The 18,695-nt window shown below is 66.8% G+C and carries 18 protein-coding genes; 13 read left to right on the plus strand and 5 right to left on the minus strand.

Translation table 11 applies throughout. The features are described from left to right. Positions 1-112: 112 nt before the first annotated feature. Both IPK20_23935 and IPK20_23940 read left to right on the plus strand, forming a co-directional pair. A complete protein-coding gene (locus IPK20_23935; protein ID MBK8019425.1) occupies positions 113-664 on the plus strand; it encodes an NUDIX hydrolase in 552 nt (183 codons plus the stop codon). A gap of 16 nt (positions 665-680) precedes the next feature. Beyond that, positions 681-2,249: an AMP-binding protein gene (locus IPK20_23940; protein ID MBK8019426.1), complete on the plus strand. Its 1,569-nt coding sequence runs from the start codon at positions 681-683 to the stop codon at positions 2,247-2,249. 70 nt (positions 2,250-2,319) lie between these two features. On the opposite strand, the gene IPK20_23945 is transcribed toward IPK20_23940, so the two are convergent. After that, a complete protein-coding gene (locus IPK20_23945; GenBank protein ID MBK8019427.1) occupies positions 2,320-3,420 on the minus strand; it encodes a ribonuclease H-like domain-containing protein in 1,101 nt (366 codons plus the stop codon). Continuing rightward, positions 3,417-5,879: a DEAD/DEAH box helicase gene (locus IPK20_23950; GenBank protein ID MBK8019428.1), complete on the minus strand. Its 2,463-nt coding sequence runs from the start codon at positions 5,877-5,879 to the stop codon at positions 3,417-3,419. The genes IPK20_23945 and IPK20_23950 overlap by 4 nt, the downstream gene beginning before the upstream one ends. Before the next feature lie 152 nt (positions 5,880-6,031). Between IPK20_23950 and IPK20_23955 the strand changes: the two genes are divergently transcribed. The 10 genes from IPK20_23955 (at position 6,032) to IPK20_24000 (ending at position 14,593) form a co-directional block, all read left to right on the plus strand. Further along, on the plus strand, positions 6,032-6,424 hold the full coding sequence (locus tag IPK20_23955; GenBank protein ID MBK8019429.1) for a DUF488 family protein: 393 nt from the start codon (positions 6,032-6,034) through the stop codon (positions 6,422-6,424). A gap of 145 nt (positions 6,425-6,569) precedes the next feature. Continuing rightward, positions 6,570-6,767 (plus strand): hemin uptake protein HemP, encoded by a 198-nt coding sequence (locus tag IPK20_23960; GenBank protein MBK8019430.1) that lies wholly within the window; start codon positions 6,570-6,572, stop codon positions 6,765-6,767. A 145-nt stretch (positions 6,768-6,912) separates the two neighbouring features. Next, entirely contained in the window at positions 6,913-7,986 is a 1,074-nt protein-coding gene (locus IPK20_23965) for a hemin-degrading factor (protein MBK8019431.1), read from the plus strand. Beyond that, positions 7,983-8,837 carry an ABC transporter substrate-binding protein gene (locus IPK20_23970; GenBank protein MBK8019432.1) on the plus strand — a complete coding sequence of 285 codons (855 nt, stop codon included), beginning with the start codon at positions 7,983-7,985 and terminating at the stop codon, positions 8,835-8,837. The genes IPK20_23965 and IPK20_23970 overlap by 4 nt, the downstream gene beginning before the upstream one ends. Before the next feature lie 113 nt (positions 8,838-8,950). After that, a complete protein-coding gene (locus IPK20_23975) occupies positions 8,951-9,946 on the plus strand; it encodes an iron ABC transporter permease (protein ID MBK8019433.1) in 996 nt (331 codons plus the stop codon). 50 nt (positions 9,947-9,996) lie between these two features. Beyond that, a complete protein-coding gene (locus tag IPK20_23980) occupies positions 9,997-10,740 on the plus strand; it encodes a heme ABC transporter ATP-binding protein (protein ID MBK8019434.1) in 744 nt (247 codons plus the stop codon). Between the two features lie 15 nt (positions 10,741-10,755). After that, the gene (locus tag IPK20_23985; protein MBK8019435.1) at positions 10,756-11,022 is read left to right on the plus strand and encodes a hypothetical protein; all 267 of its coding nucleotides are present in this window, start codon (positions 10,756-10,758) and stop codon (positions 11,020-11,022) included. A 41-nt stretch (positions 11,023-11,063) separates the two neighbouring features. After that, positions 11,064-11,774 carry a PEP-CTERM sorting domain-containing protein gene (locus IPK20_23990; GenBank protein ID MBK8019436.1) on the plus strand — a complete coding sequence of 237 codons (711 nt, stop codon included), beginning with the start codon at positions 11,064-11,066 and terminating at the stop codon, positions 11,772-11,774. Between the two features lie 123 nt (positions 11,775-11,897). Further along, positions 11,898-14,039, plus strand: coding sequence for a TonB-dependent receptor (locus tag IPK20_23995; GenBank protein ID MBK8019437.1), 2,142 nt, complete (start codon positions 11,898-11,900; stop codon positions 14,037-14,039). A gap of 95 nt (positions 14,040-14,134) precedes the next feature. Next, a complete protein-coding gene (locus tag IPK20_24000) occupies positions 14,135-14,593 on the plus strand; it encodes a YbaN family protein (GenBank protein MBK8019438.1) in 459 nt (152 codons plus the stop codon). 6 nt (positions 14,594-14,599) lie between these two features. Here the strand turns inward: IPK20_24000 and IPK20_24005 are convergent, their stop codons facing one another. Together IPK20_24005 and IPK20_24010 are read right to left on the minus strand one after the other, a co-directional pair. Next, positions 14,600-15,304, minus strand: a complete 705-nt coding sequence (locus IPK20_24005) for a haloacid dehalogenase type II (protein ID MBK8019439.1) — start codon at positions 15,302-15,304, stop codon at positions 14,600-14,602. A gap of 163 nt (positions 15,305-15,467) precedes the next feature. Further along, positions 15,468-16,547 (minus strand): tartrate dehydrogenase, encoded by a 1,080-nt coding sequence (locus tag IPK20_24010; GenBank protein MBK8019440.1) that lies wholly within the window; start codon positions 16,545-16,547, stop codon positions 15,468-15,470. Positions 16,548-16,644: 97 nt separating this feature from the next. Between IPK20_24010 and IPK20_24015 the strand changes: the two genes are divergently transcribed. After that, complete coding sequence (locus IPK20_24015) at positions 16,645-17,577, plus strand: LysR family transcriptional regulator (GenBank protein MBK8019441.1); 933 nt, start codon at positions 16,645-16,647, stop codon at positions 17,575-17,577. Positions 17,578-17,596: 19 nt separating this feature from the next. Here IPK20_24015 and IPK20_24020 read toward each other — a convergent pair whose 3' ends face one another. Continuing rightward, entirely contained in the window at positions 17,597-18,673 is a 1,077-nt protein-coding gene (locus tag IPK20_24020; protein MBK8019442.1) for a COX15/CtaA family protein, read from the minus strand. Between the last annotated feature and the right edge of the window lie 22 nt (positions 18,674-18,695).

Below are 18,695 nucleotides of genomic sequence, written 5' to 3' on the forward strand. Positions count from 1 at the left end.
GAAGGCGACGTGCGATTCTACGGCGGCGGCGGAGGCGGCAGTCAGCGACGGCGAGTGATGACGAACCAGTCCTTTCGAGGATAATGGAGTCATCCATCCAAGCGCATGCGCCATGAAATTCTGCAGCGAATGTGGTGACCGGGTGTCGCGCAAGACGCCTCCGGGGGACAACCTTCCCCGCTGGGTGTGCGATTCCTGCGACACCATCCACTACGAGAACCCCAAGCTGGTGGTCGGCTGCATCCCCGAATGGGAGGACCGCATCCTGCTGTGCCGCCGCGCCATCGAGCCCAGGCACGGATTCTGGACGGTACCCGCAGGTTTCATGGAGAACGGAGAGACCACGGCCGAAGGGGCCGCCCGCGAGACGCTGGAAGAGGCGAATGCACGCGTCGAGAATCTGACGCTGTACGCCATCTACAACATCCCGCACATCGACCAGGTCTACATGCTGTTCCGCGGACGTCTGCTCGACCTCGACTTCCACCCCGGTTCCGAGACGCTCGAGACCCGTCTGGTCAGCGAGACCGAGGTTCCGTGGGACGCGCTTGCGTTCGCGACCGTCCGCAACACGCTCAAGCACTACTATGCCGACCGGCTGAAGGGCGAATACCGCTTCCATATCGGCACGATCGAGCCGATGGGTACACCGAGAAAGACATGACCAGGAGGAGCTTGCCGTGATCCACCGCAGCCCGTGGCCGGATGTGGCCGTGCCCGATGCCGGCCTGTACGAAACCGTCACCGCCAGATTCGCCGAATTCGGGGACCGCGCCGCGGTGATAGACGGTCCTTCCGGGCGCGTGCTCTCGTACGTGCAGCTCCATCGGGATATCGACCGCATGGCAGCATCGCTGGCGGCGCGAGGCTTCGCCAAGGGCGACATGTTCGCCATCTGCAGCCCCAACGTTCCGGAATACGCCATCGCGTTCCTGGCGGTGAACCGTGCCGGCGGCACGGTCACGACGATGAATCCGCTCTACACGGCGGAGGAGATCGCTCACCAGTTGGAAGAAACGGGGGCGAAGTTCCTGCTGACGGTCGGCGCGCTCGTGGAACGGTGCGCCCAGGCCGCGAAGGGCACGGCGGTCGAGGCGATCTTCGCGCTGGGTGCGGCCGAAGGCGCGATCGAATTCGGGGAACTCCTGCAGGCAGCTGTGCCTCCCGCACCGGTGCAGGTGGACCCGTCCAACGACCTGGCGGCGCTGCCTTACTCGAGCGGAACGAGCGGTGTGCCCAAGGGCGTCATGCTGACTCATCGCAACGTCGTGGCTCAACTCGTCCAGGCGGAATCGTTGCTGCAGCGGGACGCGAGCACGGTGTCGATCGCGGTGCTGCCGTTCTATCACATCTACGGAATGGTGCTGATCCTGCTGCATGGCCTGCGAAACGGCAGCACGCTGGTGTCCATGCCGCGATTCGATTTCGTCCAGTTCCTCGAGTGCGTGCAGAAGTACAGGGTGACGTATGCGCCTCTGGTCCCGCCCATCATCCTCGGCCTCACCAAGCACCCCGCCGTCGACCAGTACGATCTGTCGAGTCTCAAGCAGATCGGCTCCGGTGCAGCGCCGCTGGGCGCGGAGGTGGAGCAAGGGTGTGCGAAGCGGCTGGGTTGCTCCGTGATGCAGGGCTACGGCATGACCGAGTTCGCGGGGGCATCCATCTCCAAGCACGAAGGCCCCACGCCGGGCAAGATCGGGTCGGTGGGCTGGTGCTGGCCCAGCATGGAGGCCCGCATCGTCGACGTCGAAACCGGCCAGGATGTCGGCGTGGGTGACCGTGGGGAGCTGTGGATGCGGGGACCGAACGTGATGCGTGGTTACTTCAAGCGGCCCGACGCCACCGCCGACATGCTGCTGGCGGACGGCTGGCTGCGCACCGGCGACATCGCGTTCGTGGACGCCGACGGGGAGTTCTTCATCGTCGATCGGGTCAAGGAACTCATCAAGCACAACGGCTATCAGGTGGCACCCGCTGAATTGGAAGCCGTGCTGCTGCGCCATCCGGCGATCATGGACGCCGCCGTGATCCCGAGCCCGGACGAGGAAACCGGCGAAGTCCCCAAGGCGTTCGTGGTGCTGAAATCTCCGGTGGAGACGGATGCCATCCTCGCCTTCGTCGCCGAACACGTCGCACCGTACAAGAAGGTGCGGCGCATCGCGGTCGTCGATGCGATTCCGAAGTCGCCTTCGGGAAAGATCCTTCGCCGCGTGCTGATCGAACAGGAGAGAGCGTCGCAGTCGCGCTGAATGCCTGCGTCACCGGCGCAAGTGGTGCAAGCCGGGTGGAGGAACAAGGACGGCGCTCTGCACACGTTTGCTACGCCCGGCGACTTGACGTCAAGAACGTCCGGGCGGCAGTGGACCGCGCCACCGCCCGCATGATGAACCGGTATCGGTCTTGACCTTCGTCAGATCCTCGGACGCAGAGCCTCAGACGCCGGTCGCCGGGCCGTGTCCCCTGCCCGCAGAAGGGGCAGACGCGAAAAGCGGGCTGCCGGCCTCGCATGAATTGAGCAGTTCGATGATCGATGCGAGCGAGATCAGATCGTCCCGGTTGTGATCGAGGATGCGGGGAATCGCCTCCGCGTCTGCGCGGGTCAGCCAGCGCTGCCACGCTCCGGGCACTTCCGGAACCCGGAAGATCGTCCGTGCGGTCGAAGCCCAGCGCGCGTGACTCCGTGGTCTTCAACCGGCAGTCGGGCCAGTCCCGCTTCAACAGCCGCCGCGAGGCATGCAACAGATCGCCGTGCAGTTTGCCGGCAAACGGATCCTCCCGGCGGGCCAGTGCGCACCGCGTTCTGAGCACCGGCACGTCGAACGACTTGCCGTTGAACGTGACGAGGCATTCCGAATCCCGCAGTTCTTCGGTCAACGCATCCAGAAGCCCGGCTTCTCCCGCGAACCCTGTGGCAAGGTACTGCCGCACGGTCAGCGCTCCATCACGGACCTTCGCCAGACCCAGCAGGAACACGAACGTGCCGGTCCCGCCGGAGAGGCCACTCGTTTCCGTGTCAAGGAACAGCAGGCGTTCCGCCGGCACGGTGACCGAGAGTCTCGCCCGCACCGGCACACAAACCGGCCCCCCGAGCGCGGGCCCCAGGCGCACGCGCCCATGCATCGAAGGTAGCGCCAACGTCTTCTCGGCCAATGCGAAGCTTTCTCCCAGCGGACGAGCGCCCGTCAGACGAAGCAGCTGGGCGAGTCCCTGCGCTCGCGATGCACTGCGTGCCCGAGCCATGCGTCCCAGACGCTCCGACAGCGATCGCCGGTTCTCCGCCTGTTCCGCCGGTGCGTTCAGACCAGGATCGGCCACGTCCGCCGGTTCGGCCGGAAGAGAGCACGCGGGTGCCTTCCCGGTGTCGGTAGCGCCCGCCTGACGGCGCAGTGCCGAGAGCCGGTTCCGCAGCATCGTGGTCACTGCGTCATCTGCGGTAGTCCGGCAGCCGTATCGCCCTGCATGAGTGCCAGAATCCTGAGCGCGGAAGACTTGGGGGAATGTCTGGCCCGCGCATCGGGCGGCAACACCGGTCCGATGCACGCAGGACAGCCATGGGTGCACGGGCAGTCGCGAACCAGCTCCGTGGCGCGCTGGACGACAGCCGATCGCAGATCGAACAGCGGCGCGCTCAGGCCGATGCCGCCCGGATAGTTGTCGTACAGGTGCACGGCCGGGTGGAATGGAAGATGCGCCGCGCCGATATCCACGGGCTGCCCGTCGAGCGACTGCGCGCTGGGCCGCCCCTGGGCATCGAGCGTCGCCGACCACCCGGCCTGACCGTCGCCGACCGAACGTCCGATATCCCGCAGTTCTGCGAGACTCAGCATGGCTGCCATGTGGTGCAAGGCGTAGGCCGCTCCGAGAAATCCGTCCAGCGCCTCGAAGCGGCTCGCGAACTCCGCAGCCAGGATGTCCGGCTCGAGCTGCCACCAGACGGCGGTCGTGTGCATCTCGTGGTCCGGCAGATTCACGTTGCCGTAACCGATGTTCTCGTGGGTGTAGTAGCGAATCTTCTTGTACCCGGCCACCCGCCGCACGACGTGCACCTCTCCATGCCTGCAGGAGCCGTCGGCATGATCCTGACGCTCGAATTCGTCGAGCACCTTCAGCTTCGTGTAGTCGATCGCATCGGTGTAGTAGTCGACGGCCACCTTTCTCGCATAGGCCTTGCGCCCTACCCAGTCGAGCTTTTCCACCTGCCAGGGGGATGCCTGGATCAGATGAATGGCACCTTCGTAGAGTGTGACCGCTGCCGCGGAGTAATCGACTTCCGCGATGATGCGCTTGGCACCGTCCGTGATGTCGACCACCAGGAAGTTGCCTTCCGCGATGGATCGCAGACTCACGGCGTTGGCGGGATAGCTGTCGGCGATCCAGTGCCAGCGGTTCGCCTCACGATGCAGTACGCCCTGCTCTTTCAGATAGTCGAGCGCCTCGCTCACGGCGAGGCCGCCGAAGGTTTCGCCGTCGTCGAACGGCAGTTCGAACGCGGCGCAGCGCACGTGATCCATGAGGATCAGCAACTGATCCGGGTCGATGCGCGCGTGTTCGGGGCTCGCCTCCAGAAAGAACTCCGGGTTTCGTGCCAGGTACTGATCGAGCAGATTGCTGGAGCACACCAGGACACCCAGTGCAGGCCTGTTGCGGCGGCCGGCCCGGCCGATGCGCTGGAGTGCACCGGCGATCGTTCCCGGATAGCCGTTCAGTACGCACACATCCAGGGCACCGATATCCACGCCCAGTTCCAGAGCGGACGTCGCGACCACGCAATCGATGCGCCCGGCTCGCAGTCTCTTTTCCTTGTCCCTGCGGTCTGTCGGCAGATATCCGCCACGATAGGAAGCCACACGCGGAGGGGTGCGGGGATCATTGTCGAACGTGTCCTTGAGGTACTTGGTGAGCACCTCCACTTCCAGCCGCGAATTCGCGAACACGATGGTCTTGAGTCCCATCCCCACGGCTGCTTTCGCGATGCGGGTGGACTGGGAACGTGCCGAGGCCCGGAGCCCAAGGTCGGCGTTGACCACGGGGGGATTCCAGACGAGCAGCTGTTTGCGCCCGTGAGGGGCGCCCGATTCCGTCACCGCGCTGACCGGCGATCCCAGGAGCCGTTGCGCGAGTTCCGCCGGATTCGCGATGGTGGCCGAGCACAGGACGAACTGCGGTTCCGCCCCGTAGAACCTGGCGATCCTCCGCAGCCGGCGGATCACGTTGGCCATGTGCGAACCGAAGACGCCACGGTACGTGTGCAGTTCATCTACCACGACGAAGCGCAGGTTCTCGAAGAACTGCGCCCACTTGGTGTGGTGCGGCAGGATGGCCTGGTGCAGCATGTCCGGGTTGGAGACGACGATGTCCCCGTGCGTCCGTACCGCGCGCCGTGCGTCGCCCGGCGTATCGCCATCGAAGGTCATGGCGCGAATGCCGAGGTTCCCCGCGGCGTTGAGTTCCAGGATCTCCGCCACCTGGTCCTGTGACAGCGCCTTGGTGGGAAAGAGATACAACGCCTTCGCACGCCCCGACAGCGCCGCCTGCAGCACCGGCAGGTTGTAGCAGAGCGTCTTGCCCGAGGCGGTGGGCGTGACGACGACCACATGATTCCCGTTCGCCACGTGATCCCAGCACTCGCGCTGATGGCTGTACAACCGCTCGATGCCACGCTCTCGAAGGGCGCCGACCAGGCAGGGATCCAGCCCCGGAGGAAACTCGGCATGGCGCGCCTGTCTTTCCGGTACGACGAGTTCGGCGACGATGCGCTCCGGATGCCGGCGCTTCAACGCAGCTGCCAACGCATCGGCGCTGCGAAGGCGGGGATGGAAATCCGTGTCGGGCACGAGATCGAAAAACAGGTCGCCACCGCCTGCGCCGGACTGTTCCATGGCTGTTGCTCCTCGCATTCCTTTGCAATCATTGTGTGCATCGGGGTGGCTCATGGGATGAGCCACCCCGGTTCGATGCGGCCGGTATCGCGCGCAAGATCCGGCTCGGCCCCTCGGGTCAACCACCGCGCAACGACAAAGGAGGTCTGGCCATGGCAATCAGCATCGTCCGGCTCGGTTCGCCCCGCGAACCCGGAGAGGGACTGCGCCTGGGAACGGTCCGCAGGCCGCCCCGAGGCGTGCCCAAGGCCGAGTTCTCGTCAAGGGACTTCTACGATGTCTGGCTTCCGTCGCTCGCACCGAGCGAGGTGTTGCTGAAGGAAGCCCGCCTGGCCGGAGACGAGCGGGCCTGGAAGGCGTTCGTCCGGCGTTTTCGTTCCGAGATGAAGCAGCCCGATGCCGCCCATCTGATCGCCCTGCTCGCCGCTCTTTCTCACACCACGGACTTCTCCGTGGGCTGCTACTGCGCCGACGAGGCGCACTGTCACCGTTTCGTTCTGCTCGAACTGCTGCGCGCGGCAGGCGCGCGGCTTCGGGAGGTCTGACGATCGGATGAGTGTCGCCGGTCACTCGGTGGGCGGCCGACCTCTTGGGAGTTCTTCCCAGTCAGATCGTTGAAAGCACGGAGAATCCTGCCCTGCAACAGCACGATGGTTGACACGCGTTAATGAGAACGATTATCGTTACTTCATGCGTGATCAATCAGACCAGCCCGACGGCGATTCGCGGGGAAACCGTGCCGGCAACGGCAACGCGCCCCTTGCGTCCGTTCGCCGGGTGACATCCAAGGAACTGATCGGCCCGGCGGGAATGCTCGAGATCGAGCACGCGGGCCGCATCTACTGCCTTCGCATCACGCAGCAAGGGAAGCTGATTCTGACGGCCTGACCGTTCGCCGCCTGTCCTCGACGGAACAGGCGGGTGTCCGTGCCGGGTGTCATCGTCAGCGCTCCGCCAGCCAGCCGCACCGGTTCCGGTGCCTGCCAGCACGCCGAGCAATTCGATTCGTGACTGGAGGTGACGAGGAATCGCCATGGAGATCATCCGGGGTGTGATCGAACCGTCCGCGCTGCGCGGGCGCTGGGAGCAGTTGAAGGCAGAACGCAAGGTCCGCAACCGTGAGGCGGCATCCTTGCTGGGCGTCAGTGAAGGGCAGCTCATCGCCTCTCTTTGCAAGACGGCGGCAACGCGGCTTGATCCGCGTTTCCCCGAGATCCTCAAGTCCCTGCAGAACGCAGGCCGCACCATGGCGCTCACGCGCAACGAAGCGTGCGTGCACGAGCGCGTCGGCGTCTACGAGGACGTGTCGCACGACGGGCCCGTCGGCCTGGTCCTCGGTCCGGACATCGACCTGCGCATCTTCTACCGCGGCTGGTCCGCCGGCTTCGCCGTCGACGAGTCGCACGATGGCGGTCCGGGCCGCAGCCTGCAGTTCTTCGACAAGCACGGCCAGGCGATCCACAAGATCTACATGCGCGACGAAGGCGCCCGGGGCGCGTGGGAGCAGGTGTCGCGCGAGTTCGCCTTCGGCGACCAGTCGGGAACCCTGGCCGTCGAGACCTACACCCCGCCGGTGAAGAACCTGCGTCCCGACGAGGCGGTCGACGTCCCCGGATTCCGCAAGGCGTGGGCCGGACTGCAGGACACCCACGACTTCTTCGGCATGCTCAAGAAGTTCGATGTCGCGCGCACCCAGGCAATGCGGCTTGCCGACCGGCAGTTCGCGTGCCCCGTGCCCCTGGACGCTCCCACGCAGGTCCTGCGCGCCGCCGCGGAATCGGGAGTACCGATCATGGTGTTCGTAGGCAACCCCGGATGCATCCAGATCCATACCGGCGCGGTGAAGAACGTGCAGGCCATGGGACCGTGGATCAACGTGATGGATCCGGAATTCAACCTGCACCTTCGGCAGGACCTGGTGGCGGAGGCGTGGGTGGTACGCAAACCCACCGTCGACGGCATCGTCACTTCGCTGGAGATCTTCGACAGCGAAGGCGAACTGATCGCGCAGTTCTTCGGCGCCCGCAAACCGGGCATTCCGGAGAAGGCCGAATGGCGCGACCTGCTCGACGCGACCTTTCCCGCCCTGATCGGCACCCGGCAATGAGGCAGGACCGCAGACGCCTCCTCGCGGCGCTGTGCGCCGCGGGAATGGTGTCGCCATTCGTCGCATACGCAGGTCCGCCGCGCCGCGTGGTGTCGGTCGGCGGGGCAGTCACGGAGATCGTGTACGCACTCGGCGCGGGCGACCGTCTCGTCGGCGCGGACTCGACCAGCCTGTTTCCCGAGGCGGCACAGAAGCTCCCGCGGGTCGGCTACATGCGCCAGATCTCCGCCGAAGGCGTGCTGTCGCTCCGTCCGGAACTCGTGGTCGCGACGGCGGAGGCCGGGCCCCCGGCCGTGCTGACCCAGATCGAATCGGCGGGGGTGCCGATCAAGCGGCTGCCGGTGCGGCATTCGTTGGAATCGCTGCGGGACAACGTCCGCGAAATCGCGGGCGTCCTGGGCATGCCTGAAGCCGGCAGCCGTCTGCTCGCGGATCTGGAGGTGCACTGGTCGAGGACGTCCCGGCGCGTGGCGTCCTTTCCGGGCCGGCCCAGGGCGCTGTTCATCCTGGCGCATGGCGGAGGCGCTCCGATGGTCTCCGGCGCTGGCACCGCGGCGGACGCGATGATCGGATACGCCGGCGCAGTGAACGCCGTGCAGAGCCTGGAGGGCTACAAGCCGCTCACGGCGGAGGCGGCCATCGCCTCGGCACCCGACGTGATCCTCATCACGAGCCAGGGGCTGGACGAAACCGGCGGCATCGACAAGCTGCTGGCCCGGCCCGGCCTTTCGCTGACTCCTGCGGGGCGCAGCCGGCGTGTCGTCGCCATGGACGCGTTGTACCTGCTGGGTTTCGGTCCGCGGCTGCCTGAAGCGGTGGCGGATCTGTCGGAGAGGTTGCGCAAGTCGTGACCGCCGCACAGGCCCGGGCACAGGATGCCCGCATCCGGGGCTTTCTGCCTTCGCCCCACTCCCGGCACGGACGGCAGCGGCTGCTGGCCCCGGTACTGACCGTGCTCGTCGCGATGCTGTTCATCGCGAACCTCAGCACGGGCGCCTTCGCGATTCCCGCCATGGAGGTGGTCAGGGCGCTCGTCGCGATGAGCGGCCTCGGCAGCAGCCTGGATGTCGGTGCGCAGGAACTGGCAGTGCTCACCGGCATCCGGCTGCCCCGGGCGATCATGGCGGCCGGGACCGGTGCAGGCCTTGCCCTGGCCGGCGCGGTCCTCCAGGGCCTGTTCCGCAATCCGCTCGCCGACCCTGGCGTCATCGGCATCTCCGGCGGTGCCGCCTTCGGCGCTGCGGTCGCCATCGTCGGCCTGGGCTACCTGCCGACCGGCTGGAGGGAAACGCTGGGCGGCTACGCGTTGCCTGCCACCGCTTTCGTCTTTGCCCTGATCACGACGCTCGTCGTCTACCGGTTCGGGCGGGCCCACGGCGGTTCGTCTGTCGCCACCATGCTTCTCGCGGGCATCGGATTCAACGCCCTGGCGCTGTCCGGAATCGGGTTCCTGTCTTTCATCGCATCCGACGAGCAGTTGCGCAATCTCGCTTTCTGGAACCTCGGCAGCGTCGGCGGGGCGACCTGGAACCAGCTCGCCCTGAGCGCCGTCGCGTGCGTTCCGGCAGGCATCGTCCTGCTGCGCCTCGCTCCGCCGCTGGACGCGCTGGCACTCGGATTCGCCGAAGCGCGGCACGTGGGCGTCGACGTGATCCGCCTGCAGAGGACGGTGGTGGTGCTGTCCGCGCTCATGGTGGGATGTCTCGTGGCTTCCACCGGAGTCATCGCTTTCCTGGGACTCATCGCGCCCCACATCGTCCGCCTGGCGATCGGACCGGCGCATTCCCGTCTGCTGCCTGCCTCCGCGCTGCTCGGCGCCGCGTTGCTGCTGGCCGCGGACCTTGCCGCGCGGACCCTCTTCGCTCCGGCCGAATTGCCCGTGGGCATTCTGACGACCGCGGCCGGCGCGCCGTTCTTCCTCTGGCTGCTGCTTCGCTCGCGACGGGAGGCCTTCGCGTGAGTGCGCCGCTCGTGGAGGCCAGGGGCGTGCGGTGCCGCCTCGGGCGGCGGATGGTGCTCGACGGCATCGATCTGTCGGTGCGCTCGGGTTCCCTCATGTGCCTCCTGGGACCGAACGGCGCGGGCAAGTCGACCTTGCTGCGCATGCTGAGCGGCGAACTGGCCGCGGGTGAAGGCACTGTGCAATTCGACGCGCGGGATCTCGCGTCGTGGTCCCCGGTTGCACTCGCCAGACGCCGGGCGGTCATGTGCCAGAAGCCCAATGCGGCCTTCGAGTTCCACGGCACCGAAGTCGTGCTGCTGGGCCGCTATCCGCACTGCGAGGGCAGGCCCGGGCGAACCGACGAGCGCATCGCGGAAAGGGCCCTGGCCGACGCGGAGGCGGCGCACCTCGCCTGGCGGATCGTGACCACGCTGTCGGGAGGCGAGAACGCCCGCGTGCATTTCGCCCGCGCGCTCGCGCAGGTGGCCTACGAGGAAGACGGGTTGCCCCGCGCGCTGTTCCTGGACGAACCCACCGCCAGCCTGGACCTCGCACACCAGCACGCGCTCATGCGGCTGGCGCGAGATCTTGCACACGGACAGGGACTGGCGGTGGTTGCCGTGGTGCACGACCTGAACCTGGCGGCCCGCTACGCCGACGAAGTCGTGCTGCTCTCCGACGGACGGATTGCCGCCGCGGGAACGCCGCGCCATGTCCTGACCCGGGAGCACGTCAAGGCGTGCTTCGGCGTCGACGTGATTGCCGTGACTGCCGCGGGACAGGATGCACCCGCATTGCTGGTGACGGCGTGATGAGAGGCCAACGACATGAATCCCCGAGATGACGTGAAGGCCAGATTGCTGGCCGTGTACGAAGAACTCCTCCGGCACGAAGGCTACGGCTCCTTCAAGGTGGAGATGCGCATCCTCAAGCGGGGGCAGAAGGAAGTGATCGTCGATTGCGGCAAGCAGTACCGCTTCGTCGTCGACTTCCGGCCGGCATCGGCCCTTCACGAGTTCAAACCCGGCGACGAGGCGTCGCGGGACATCCCCGAAAGAACGCAGCTGACGGAGCTGCAGGGCCTGTCAGCCTGACACGGGTCGGGTGAAGGTTCGAACAGATGGAGACTGGACGCATGAACACCAAGACTCTGCCGCGCATCGCGGCACTAACGGCAATGCTGGCGATGGCCGGCAGCGCCTCCGCGGCGACGGGAATGTGGGATACCGCGCTGGGACCGGGCAGCGGAAACGGCGCCACCAGCGCGACGCCATGGATCGCCTCCCCCGCCGCCGGCAGCCTGTACGCCGAGTGGAATTTCTTCAACGACAGCGACTCGTCGACGCCGCTCACGATCCAGGATGCCACGCCCGACATTGCGGCCGCAGGATTGGGCAGTGGTGTGGCCCAGTTCGCGGAGACGACGGGCGGTGCATTCATCACCGGCGGCGGAAACGTCTACAGCCCCACCGTGGCAACGGCCTTCACGGTGAGTCTGCCGGGTGTATCCGGAGCGACGGAGGTGTGGTTGCGCGCGGCCACTCTGGGCTCGCTCCTGGAAGCGTCCGCCACCCTCAACGGCGTGGCGGCGGAGGCGCAGGAGAGCTACAGCGTGCCGATCCCCGGAGGCGGCTTCGGCGGTGACGAGAAGGAGTGGTACTGGCGCTGGACCCTGCCCACCGCCGCCAGCTCGCTGCAGTTCTCGTTCGCCTCGTCGGCCTCGTCGGTAAGTCTGGACCAGGTCGCGGTCTATGCGGCACCGGTGCCGGAGCCCGGGACCTACGCGATGTTCGGTCTCGGACTTGCCGGCCTGGCAGCCTTCGCCCGCCGCTGCGCGAAGCGCTGATCGACGTATCCGCGGCACGGAGGGGAACGTGCCTCTGTGCCGCGGCCGGGCCGCTCGGCCATGTCCGCCGTCGGCTCGCTCTTCCGACGGCTCCCTCCACGACCACTGCGCGGGCCGGCTCGCGTGACCTTCGCCGGAATGCGCCCGTCCTTCCCACATCTGCTGTTCGCCGCCTCGGCACTGCTGTCCATCGCGGCGTCCCCGGTTCGTGCCCAGGTGACGGCTCCCACCGTGACGGTCACGGGCGCGACACCCGGGGAAACGGATGCGGCAAAGGCCACGTCGGTCACCAGGATCGACCGGACGCGGATCGAACGCTGGCAGCCGAGCACCGTCTTCGAGGCGGTTCAGGGCACTCCCGGGGTGGCGCTGAACGGTGGTCCCCGCGCAAGCGGCATGTCCTTCAACATCCGCGGCTACGGTGACAGCGAGGACGTGCTCATCAAGCTCGATGGTGCACAGAAGAATTTCGAGAAGTACCGCTTCGGCGGCACGTTCATCGAACCGGAACTGCTGAAGGGCATCGCGATCACGCGCGGGCCCGATCTTCTGTCGGGTGCCGGTGCGCTGGGCGGAACCGTCTCCGCCACGACGCGCGATGCCGCGGATTTTCTCCGGCCCGGGCAGAGATTCGGAGCGCGACTCAAGTACGGCACGGCCACAGGCAACGACCAGATCGAGCGCAGCGCCATCGGGTTCGCACGTCCGCGCGAGGACGTGGACCTCGTGGTCGCGGCGACCCGCCGCACGGCGGGTGACTACCGGATCGCCGATGGCACCACCCTGCCCGACTCCAACCTCAATCAGCGCAGTCTGCTGGGGAAGGGCACCTGGTTCGTGACAGAGCGCCTGTCGCTGGGCTGGTCGAGCGCCACCGTCGACAACCGCAGCCGCGAGGCCTACGACGCGACCGGCGGCGTCCCGGGGATCTTCGGCAGCGTCGTGCGCGATACCGAGGATGCGACACACACGTTCAATACGCGCTACGAAGGTGCGGGCGGGCTCGTCGATTTCGCCGGCACCGCCGGCCAATCGACCACGCAGGTCAAGGATCTGCACCGGCCCGGGCAGTCCCTTTTCGCCAACAACATCACCGGGAATCTCAACGATTCCTTCGACTACGACGTCACCACGCTGGACCTCAAGAACACGGCGCGATTCCGCACGGGCGCCGTCTCCAACGAGCTGGTGACGTCGATACAGGGCGTGCGCAATGCGCGGGAAGTTCGCCGGGTCGCGGACAACCCGGCCATCAATGCGTCCCTGTACCCCGGCGGCTTCAACCCCGCCCAGCCGTCCGGCACGCGGGAAAGCATGGGCCTCGTCGCAGTCCACACGTTCGGCTGGGGACCGTGGACATTCTCGCCAGGCGTGCGCTGGGATCACTACCGGGTCACGGCCGACGGCCGCGCGCGCGAGAACATGATCCGGTTCGGCCAGGCGTGGGAAATCACCGAGGTCGAGAAGAGCGGCAGCCTGGCGGGCACCTGGCGTCTGCCCGTGTCGGTGCCCCTGCTGCTCGGCTACCGCTACGTCCAGGCCTTCAAACCCCCGCTCATCGACGAGTACTTCACGCAAGGCGCTTTCAGCCGGTGCACGGTGCCGAATCTGGGGCCGCTCACGCCCGCGTCCGGCATCTGCGGCTCGCTGTATCGCCCGGAACGGGCGGACACCCAGGAATGGAGCCTGACGCTCCCCGCGCTCGCACTCTCGGGGGGAATCAAGGTGGACAGCCGCCTTGCCTACTTCCGCAACGAGCGGCGCCATCTGCTCTTGTCGCTCAAGCGGGTCGGGAACGAGGTGGGGCAACCGGGCTGGGAACACCGCGAAGGGTTCGAGTTCGAGGCGAACGCGACGGGCCGCGTTCTGTTCGCTTCGCTCGCCTACACCGCCATTCACGGCCGCGTGTACGACGGCATCTTCCACACCGACCTCTTCGACGCGCCAGGCGACACGGCAGCGGTCACTCTGGGTGCCCGTTTCCTCGGCGGCATCTTCGACGCCGGACTCAGGTACCGCGACGTGGGGGCGCGCTCCGTTGCCATCGGCCTCACCACCGGCAACCGGCCCGTCGTGGGGCGCCAGGAGGGCTACGAACTGGTGGACCTGTTTCTGGGTTACCGGCCTTCGGCCGACGTGGAAATCCGCGTCGCTCTGGAGAACGCGACCAACGAAGCGTACTTTCTCAACAACGGATTCGGTGGCAGCATCGGGGCACCGGCGCCGGGCCGGAGCCTGCGGTTCGCGGCGGCGCTGCAGTTCTGATCGATCGTACCGGGGTCGTCACGGCGCCGGATTCCGCGACGTCGCGACACCGGGGAGCGTTGCCCCCCCTCCGCCTTCGTTCACGCTGCAACCCCATGGATTCACCGCCCCCCGATTACAGCGACGAAGTCCGCAAACACCGGTCGTTCACGGTGCGTGTCGTCCTGGTGGTCATCGGGTCCGGATTCGTGGTGCTGGGGATCGTGGGCGTCTTCACGCCCGTGCTGCCCACGACGCCTTTTCTACTGGTGGCCGCGGGTTGCTATGCGAGAGCATCCACCCGCTTCTACAACGCTCTGCTGCGGCAGCCCACGTTCGGACCGCTCATCCGGGAATGGCAACGGCACCGCAGCATCCCCTATCGCACCAAGCTGCTGGCGATCGCGATGATGGCGGTATCGCTGTCGGTGTCGATCGTCTTCTTCGTGAAGCCGCCATGGCTTCAGGGAGCATTGGCCGTGATGGGCGCGGGGCTCGCAGCCCGGATGTACCGGATTCCGTCCCGGGACCATCCCGCGCCGCCGCATCGGCGGCGGCGGCAGCGGGAACCCTGACGTCCCTCAGGGAGCCATCTTCGCGGCGAACTCCTCGAAGGAACCGGCAGACACGTCGACCCGGACGGTGGGCCCGGGTTCGCCGGTCGACGGGCCGAACTCGTCGAGTTGCGCCACGTGCGCCGTGCTCAGACCCGCGGCACCCGCAGCCTCCAGGTCGTTGCTATGGGCTGCGACCATCATGCACTCCTTCGGCACGAGGTTGAAGGCTTCCGCGGCGACCAGGTAGACGCGAGGCTTCGGCTTGTAGTCTCCCGCGATCTCGGCGCCCAGAATGGCGTCCCACGGGAAATTGTTGCGCCGGGCCAGATCCGCCATGAGCGCGATGTTGCCGTTGGAGCAGGGCGCGAGGAGATAGCGGGAACGCAGCTGATGAAGAGCGGCCGTCACGCCGGGCCACGCATCGAGCTTGTGCCAGGCGAGATTCAGGGTCTGGAGCGTCGCCTCGTCCAGCTTCTGCAGCCCGAATCGGGGACGGATGCGTTCGAGCATGCCTCTGTGAACGATGTCGAGCTTGGAGAACGGCTTCCTGCCGGAGCGGATCTCCTCCATCCCCGGCTGATACTCCGCCCGCCAGGCATCGGCGAAGGCGATCCAGTCCAGCTTGTAACCGAGCGGCTCGAGCAGGGCCTTCGACTCGCGCGCCACGCCCGTGCGCCAGTCGACCAGCGTGCCGAACACATCGAAGACCATCGCTTTCACACCGTTCATGGGTTCTCCCGCTTGCGTTTTCGACCAGGCGGGGCGAGCCCCCGCCACTTCCAATCCCCCGAGCAATGCCGCCGTGCCCAGCATGCCGGCTCGGCTCAGGAATGCCCGGCGTGGTACCGAGTTCATGAGAGATTCTCCCTTTGGGTTCTTGACACGGGCTCGCCTACCGATGCGTTGGCGCTCCGACGGCTTCGCATACCGCGGCAGTCACGTCGTCCGTCGTGGCCGTGCCACCCAGGTCGCGGGTGTGCAGCGCGGGCATGGCGGTCACCTGTTCGATGGCGGCCATGACCCTGCGCGCCGCGGCCTGTTCCCCGAAATGTTCGAGCATCATGACCACGGACCAGAACGTGCCGATGGGATTGGCGAGTCCCTTGCCCATGATATCGAAAGCAGAGCCGTGTATCGGCTCGAACATGGACGGAAAGCGACGTTCCGGATCGATATTGCCCGTCGGCGCGATGCCCAGGCTGCCCGCGAGCGCCGCGGCCAGATCGCTGAGGATGTCCGCATGCAGGTTGGTGGCGACGATCGTGTCCAGGGACGCGGGCCGGTTCACCATACGGGCCGTGGCCGCATCCACCAGTTCCTTGTCCCAGGTCACGTCCGGAAACTCCCGGGCGACCCCGGCCGCCACTTCATCCCACATCACCATCGCGTGACGTTGCGCATTGGACTTGGTCACCACCGTGAGCAGCTTGCGCGGACGCGACTGCGCCAGACGGAAAGCGTAACGGATGATCCGTTCCACCCCGGCACGGGTCATGATGGTGACGTCGGTGGCCGCCTCGATGGGAAAGCCCTGGTGGACCCGGCCACCGGCTCCCGCGTACTCGCCTTCTGAGTTCTCGCGGACGATCACCCAGTCCAGCGCACCCGGGGCACACCTCTTCAAGGGGCCATCGATGCCCGGCAGCAGGCGCGTCGGCCGCACGTTGGCGTACTGGTCCAGTCCCTGACAGATGCGAAGGCGCAGGCCCCAGAGGGTGACATGGTCGGGAATGTCCGGATCGCCTGCGGATCCGAACAGAATGGCGTCCTTGCCCTTCAACTGCTCCAGCCCGTCGGCCGCCATCATCACACCGTGCCGGCGGTAGTAGTCGCCTCCCCAGTCGAAATTCTCGAATTCGAAAGCCAGGTTGTCGTCCGCGGCGGCGAGAGCCTCCAGGACTCTCCGGCCTGCGGGCACGACTTCCTTGCCGATTCCGTCTCCGGGGATGGTGGCGATGCGATACGTGGTCATGGATGGCTCGGTGAACGTGAAGGAAACGCTAATGTAGGATCGGACATCATTTCACGAACGTGCCGAAAGTGAATCCACCGTTAACTGGAACTCAACAATGGCGCTGACCCGCCCGACCGTCGTGCCCACCGATCTGAGCTTCTTCGCCGCGCTGGCGGCGTGCGGCAGTCTCAGCGCGGCGGCGCGGGAACTGGGAGTGACGACTCCCGCCGTGAGCAAGCGGCTCGCGCTGATGGAAACCCGGCTGGGCACGGCGCTGGTCAACCGCACCACGCGCCGGATGAGCCTCACACCGGAGGGAGAGCTGTTTCTCGAGTACGCTCGGCGAATTCTCGGCGAGATCGACGAACTGGCCGAATCGTTGAGCGTTGCTGCCGCCGAACCGAAGGGCCTGCTGCGCGTGAACGCCACGCTCGGCTTCGGGCGGCGGCACGTGGGTCCCGTCATTTCCCGCTTCGTACGTCAGCATCCTCAGGTGCAGATCCAGTTGCAGCTTTCGGTGGACCCGCCTGCCCTCACCGATGACAGTTTCGACGTATGCATCCGGTTCGGCGCCCCGCCGGACGCGCGCGTGATCGCCACGCGGCTCGCCCCCAACCGCCGCCTGCTGTGCGCGTCTCCCGCCTACATCCAGCGGCACGGACAGCCGCGCACCCCGAACGATCTGTCCAGGCACAACTGCATCTGCATCCGCCAGGGGGATGACGCCTACGGGGTGTGGACGCTGTCGGGCGGCCGCGGCGGAAAGCACGTGGAGACGGTGAAGGCGCGGGGAAACCTCATCACCAACGACGGCGAGATCGCCGTGCGGTGGGCGCTCGACGGGCATGGCATCCTGATGCGCGCGGAATGGGACGTCGCCCCTCACATCCGTGCCGGCCGCCTGGTGCCGGTACTGTCTGCCTACCGGACCGCCGATGCCGACATCTACGCCGTGTACCCGCGGAGGCGGAACATCGCCACGCGTGTGCGCGCGTTCGTCGACTTCACCGCAGAGGCATTTGCCCGGAGCCTCGAAGCCGCCAACTGACCCGCCCCCGCGGCGATCGTCAGCCGTGGCGAAGCGCGTGCGCCGTCCACAGCGCCAGGGCGAACAGCACCAGGGCGCCACCCTGGTGTGCGGCGCCGAGGGCCACGGGCACATGCATCAGCAGAGTGGAGATGCCCAGACCCAGTTGAACGAACAGCATGGCAAGCAGGAGATTCAAGGGCCGCCTCGCGGAGGCGGGGAGATCGGCCTTGCGGGCTCGCCACCAGAACAGCGGAATCGCCACGAACAGACCCCATGCGATGAGGCGGTGGTCGAACTGCACCGTGGTGATGTTGTGGAACAGGTTGTCCCACCACGGTTCCATCGCCCCGAGTCCGGGCGGCACGACATGGCCGTCCATGAGGGGGAACGTGTTGTAGGCATATCCGGCTCGCGTGCCGGCGACCAGTGCGCCGGAGAGGACCATCACGAACACGGCCGCAGACAGCCACCCCGCCAGCCGCGCGAGCCGCGCCTGATCGGCCGCGGGACGGAACCTGCCGCCGTCCGGCGTCAGCAGTCCAAGCGCGGTCCACCACATGGCCGCGAAAATGAGGAAAGCCATCCCCAGGTGAATGGCCAGGCGCACGTGGCTCACGCGCGGCGTATCGATGAGCCCGCTGCTCACCATCCACCAGCCAATCGCACCCTGGAGTCCGCCAAGGCAGAAGATCGCCAGGAGCCGGGGAATCATGGCCTTCTCGACCCGGCGCCGGGCCAGAAACCACAACAGCGGAACGATGAAGACGATCCCGATGGCTCGCCCCAGCAGGCGGTGGATGTACTCCCACCAGAAGATTCCCTTGAACTCGGGGAGACTCATGCCCTGGTTGACCTTCAGGTACTCGGGCGTCTGGCGGTACTTCGCGAACATCTGTTCCCACTCCGCCTCGTTCAGGGGCGGAAGCGTGCCCGCGATGGGTTGCCATTCGACGATGGACAACCCGGAGCGCGTGAGCCGCGTGACGCCGCCGACGACGACCATGACGAACACCAGGGAACAGCAGACCAGCAGCCAGAGGGCGATGCGGCGCCGCGAGGCGGCGGATCGGGCCGGCGCGGAGCCGGAGGCGAAAACGGAGAGTGTGTGATCCATGGGGGAATTCTAGCCCGGGCCA

Source organism: Betaproteobacteria bacterium, assembly GCA_016713305.1.
Lineage (GTDB): Bacteria > Pseudomonadota > Gammaproteobacteria > Burkholderiales.

Excerpts from the sequence above, each read along its gene's own strand:
- IPK20_23965 (MBK8019431.1), top strand. The coding sequence starts at position 6,913 with ATGGAGATCATCCGGGGTGTGATCGAACCGTCCGCGCTGCGCGGGCGC.
- IPK20_23935 (MBK8019425.1), top strand. The coding sequence starts at position 113 with ATGAAATTCTGCAGCGAATGTGGTGACCGGGTGTCGCGCAAGACGCCT.
- IPK20_24000 (MBK8019438.1), top strand. The coding sequence starts at position 14,135 with ATGGATTCACCGCCCCCCGATTACAGCGACGAAGTCCGCAAACACCGG.
- IPK20_24015 (MBK8019441.1), top strand. The coding sequence starts at position 16,645 with ATGGCGCTGACCCGCCCGACCGTCGTGCCCACCGATCTGAGCTTCTTC.
- IPK20_23960 (MBK8019430.1), top strand. The coding sequence starts at position 6,570 with ATGCGTGATCAATCAGACCAGCCCGACGGCGATTCGCGGGGAAACCGT.
- IPK20_24020 (MBK8019442.1), bottom strand. The coding sequence starts at position 18,673 with ATGGATCACACACTCTCCGTTTTCGCCTCCGGCTCCGCGCCGGCCCGA.
- IPK20_23950 (MBK8019428.1), bottom strand. The coding sequence starts at position 5,879 with ATGGAACAGTCCGGCGCAGGCGGTGGCGACCTGTTTTTCGATCTCGTG.
- IPK20_24005 (MBK8019439.1), bottom strand. The coding sequence starts at position 15,304 with ATGAACGGTGTGAAAGCGATGGTCTTCGATGTGTTCGGCACGCTGGTC.
- IPK20_24010 (MBK8019440.1), bottom strand. The coding sequence starts at position 16,547 with ATGACCACGTATCGCATCGCCACCATCCCCGGAGACGGAATCGGCAAG.
- IPK20_23990 (MBK8019436.1), top strand. The coding sequence starts at position 11,064 with ATGAACACCAAGACTCTGCCGCGCATCGCGGCACTAACGGCAATGCTG.
- IPK20_23955 (MBK8019429.1), top strand. The coding sequence starts at position 6,032 with ATGGCAATCAGCATCGTCCGGCTCGGTTCGCCCCGCGAACCCGGAGAG.
- IPK20_23975 (MBK8019433.1), top strand. The coding sequence starts at position 8,951 with ATGCTGTTCATCGCGAACCTCAGCACGGGCGCCTTCGCGATTCCCGCC.
- IPK20_23970 (MBK8019432.1), top strand. The coding sequence starts at position 7,983 with ATGAGGCAGGACCGCAGACGCCTCCTCGCGGCGCTGTGCGCCGCGGGA.
- IPK20_23980 (MBK8019434.1), top strand. The coding sequence starts at position 9,997 with ATGGTGCTCGACGGCATCGATCTGTCGGTGCGCTCGGGTTCCCTCATG.
- IPK20_23985 (MBK8019435.1), top strand. The coding sequence starts at position 10,756 with ATGAATCCCCGAGATGACGTGAAGGCCAGATTGCTGGCCGTGTACGAA.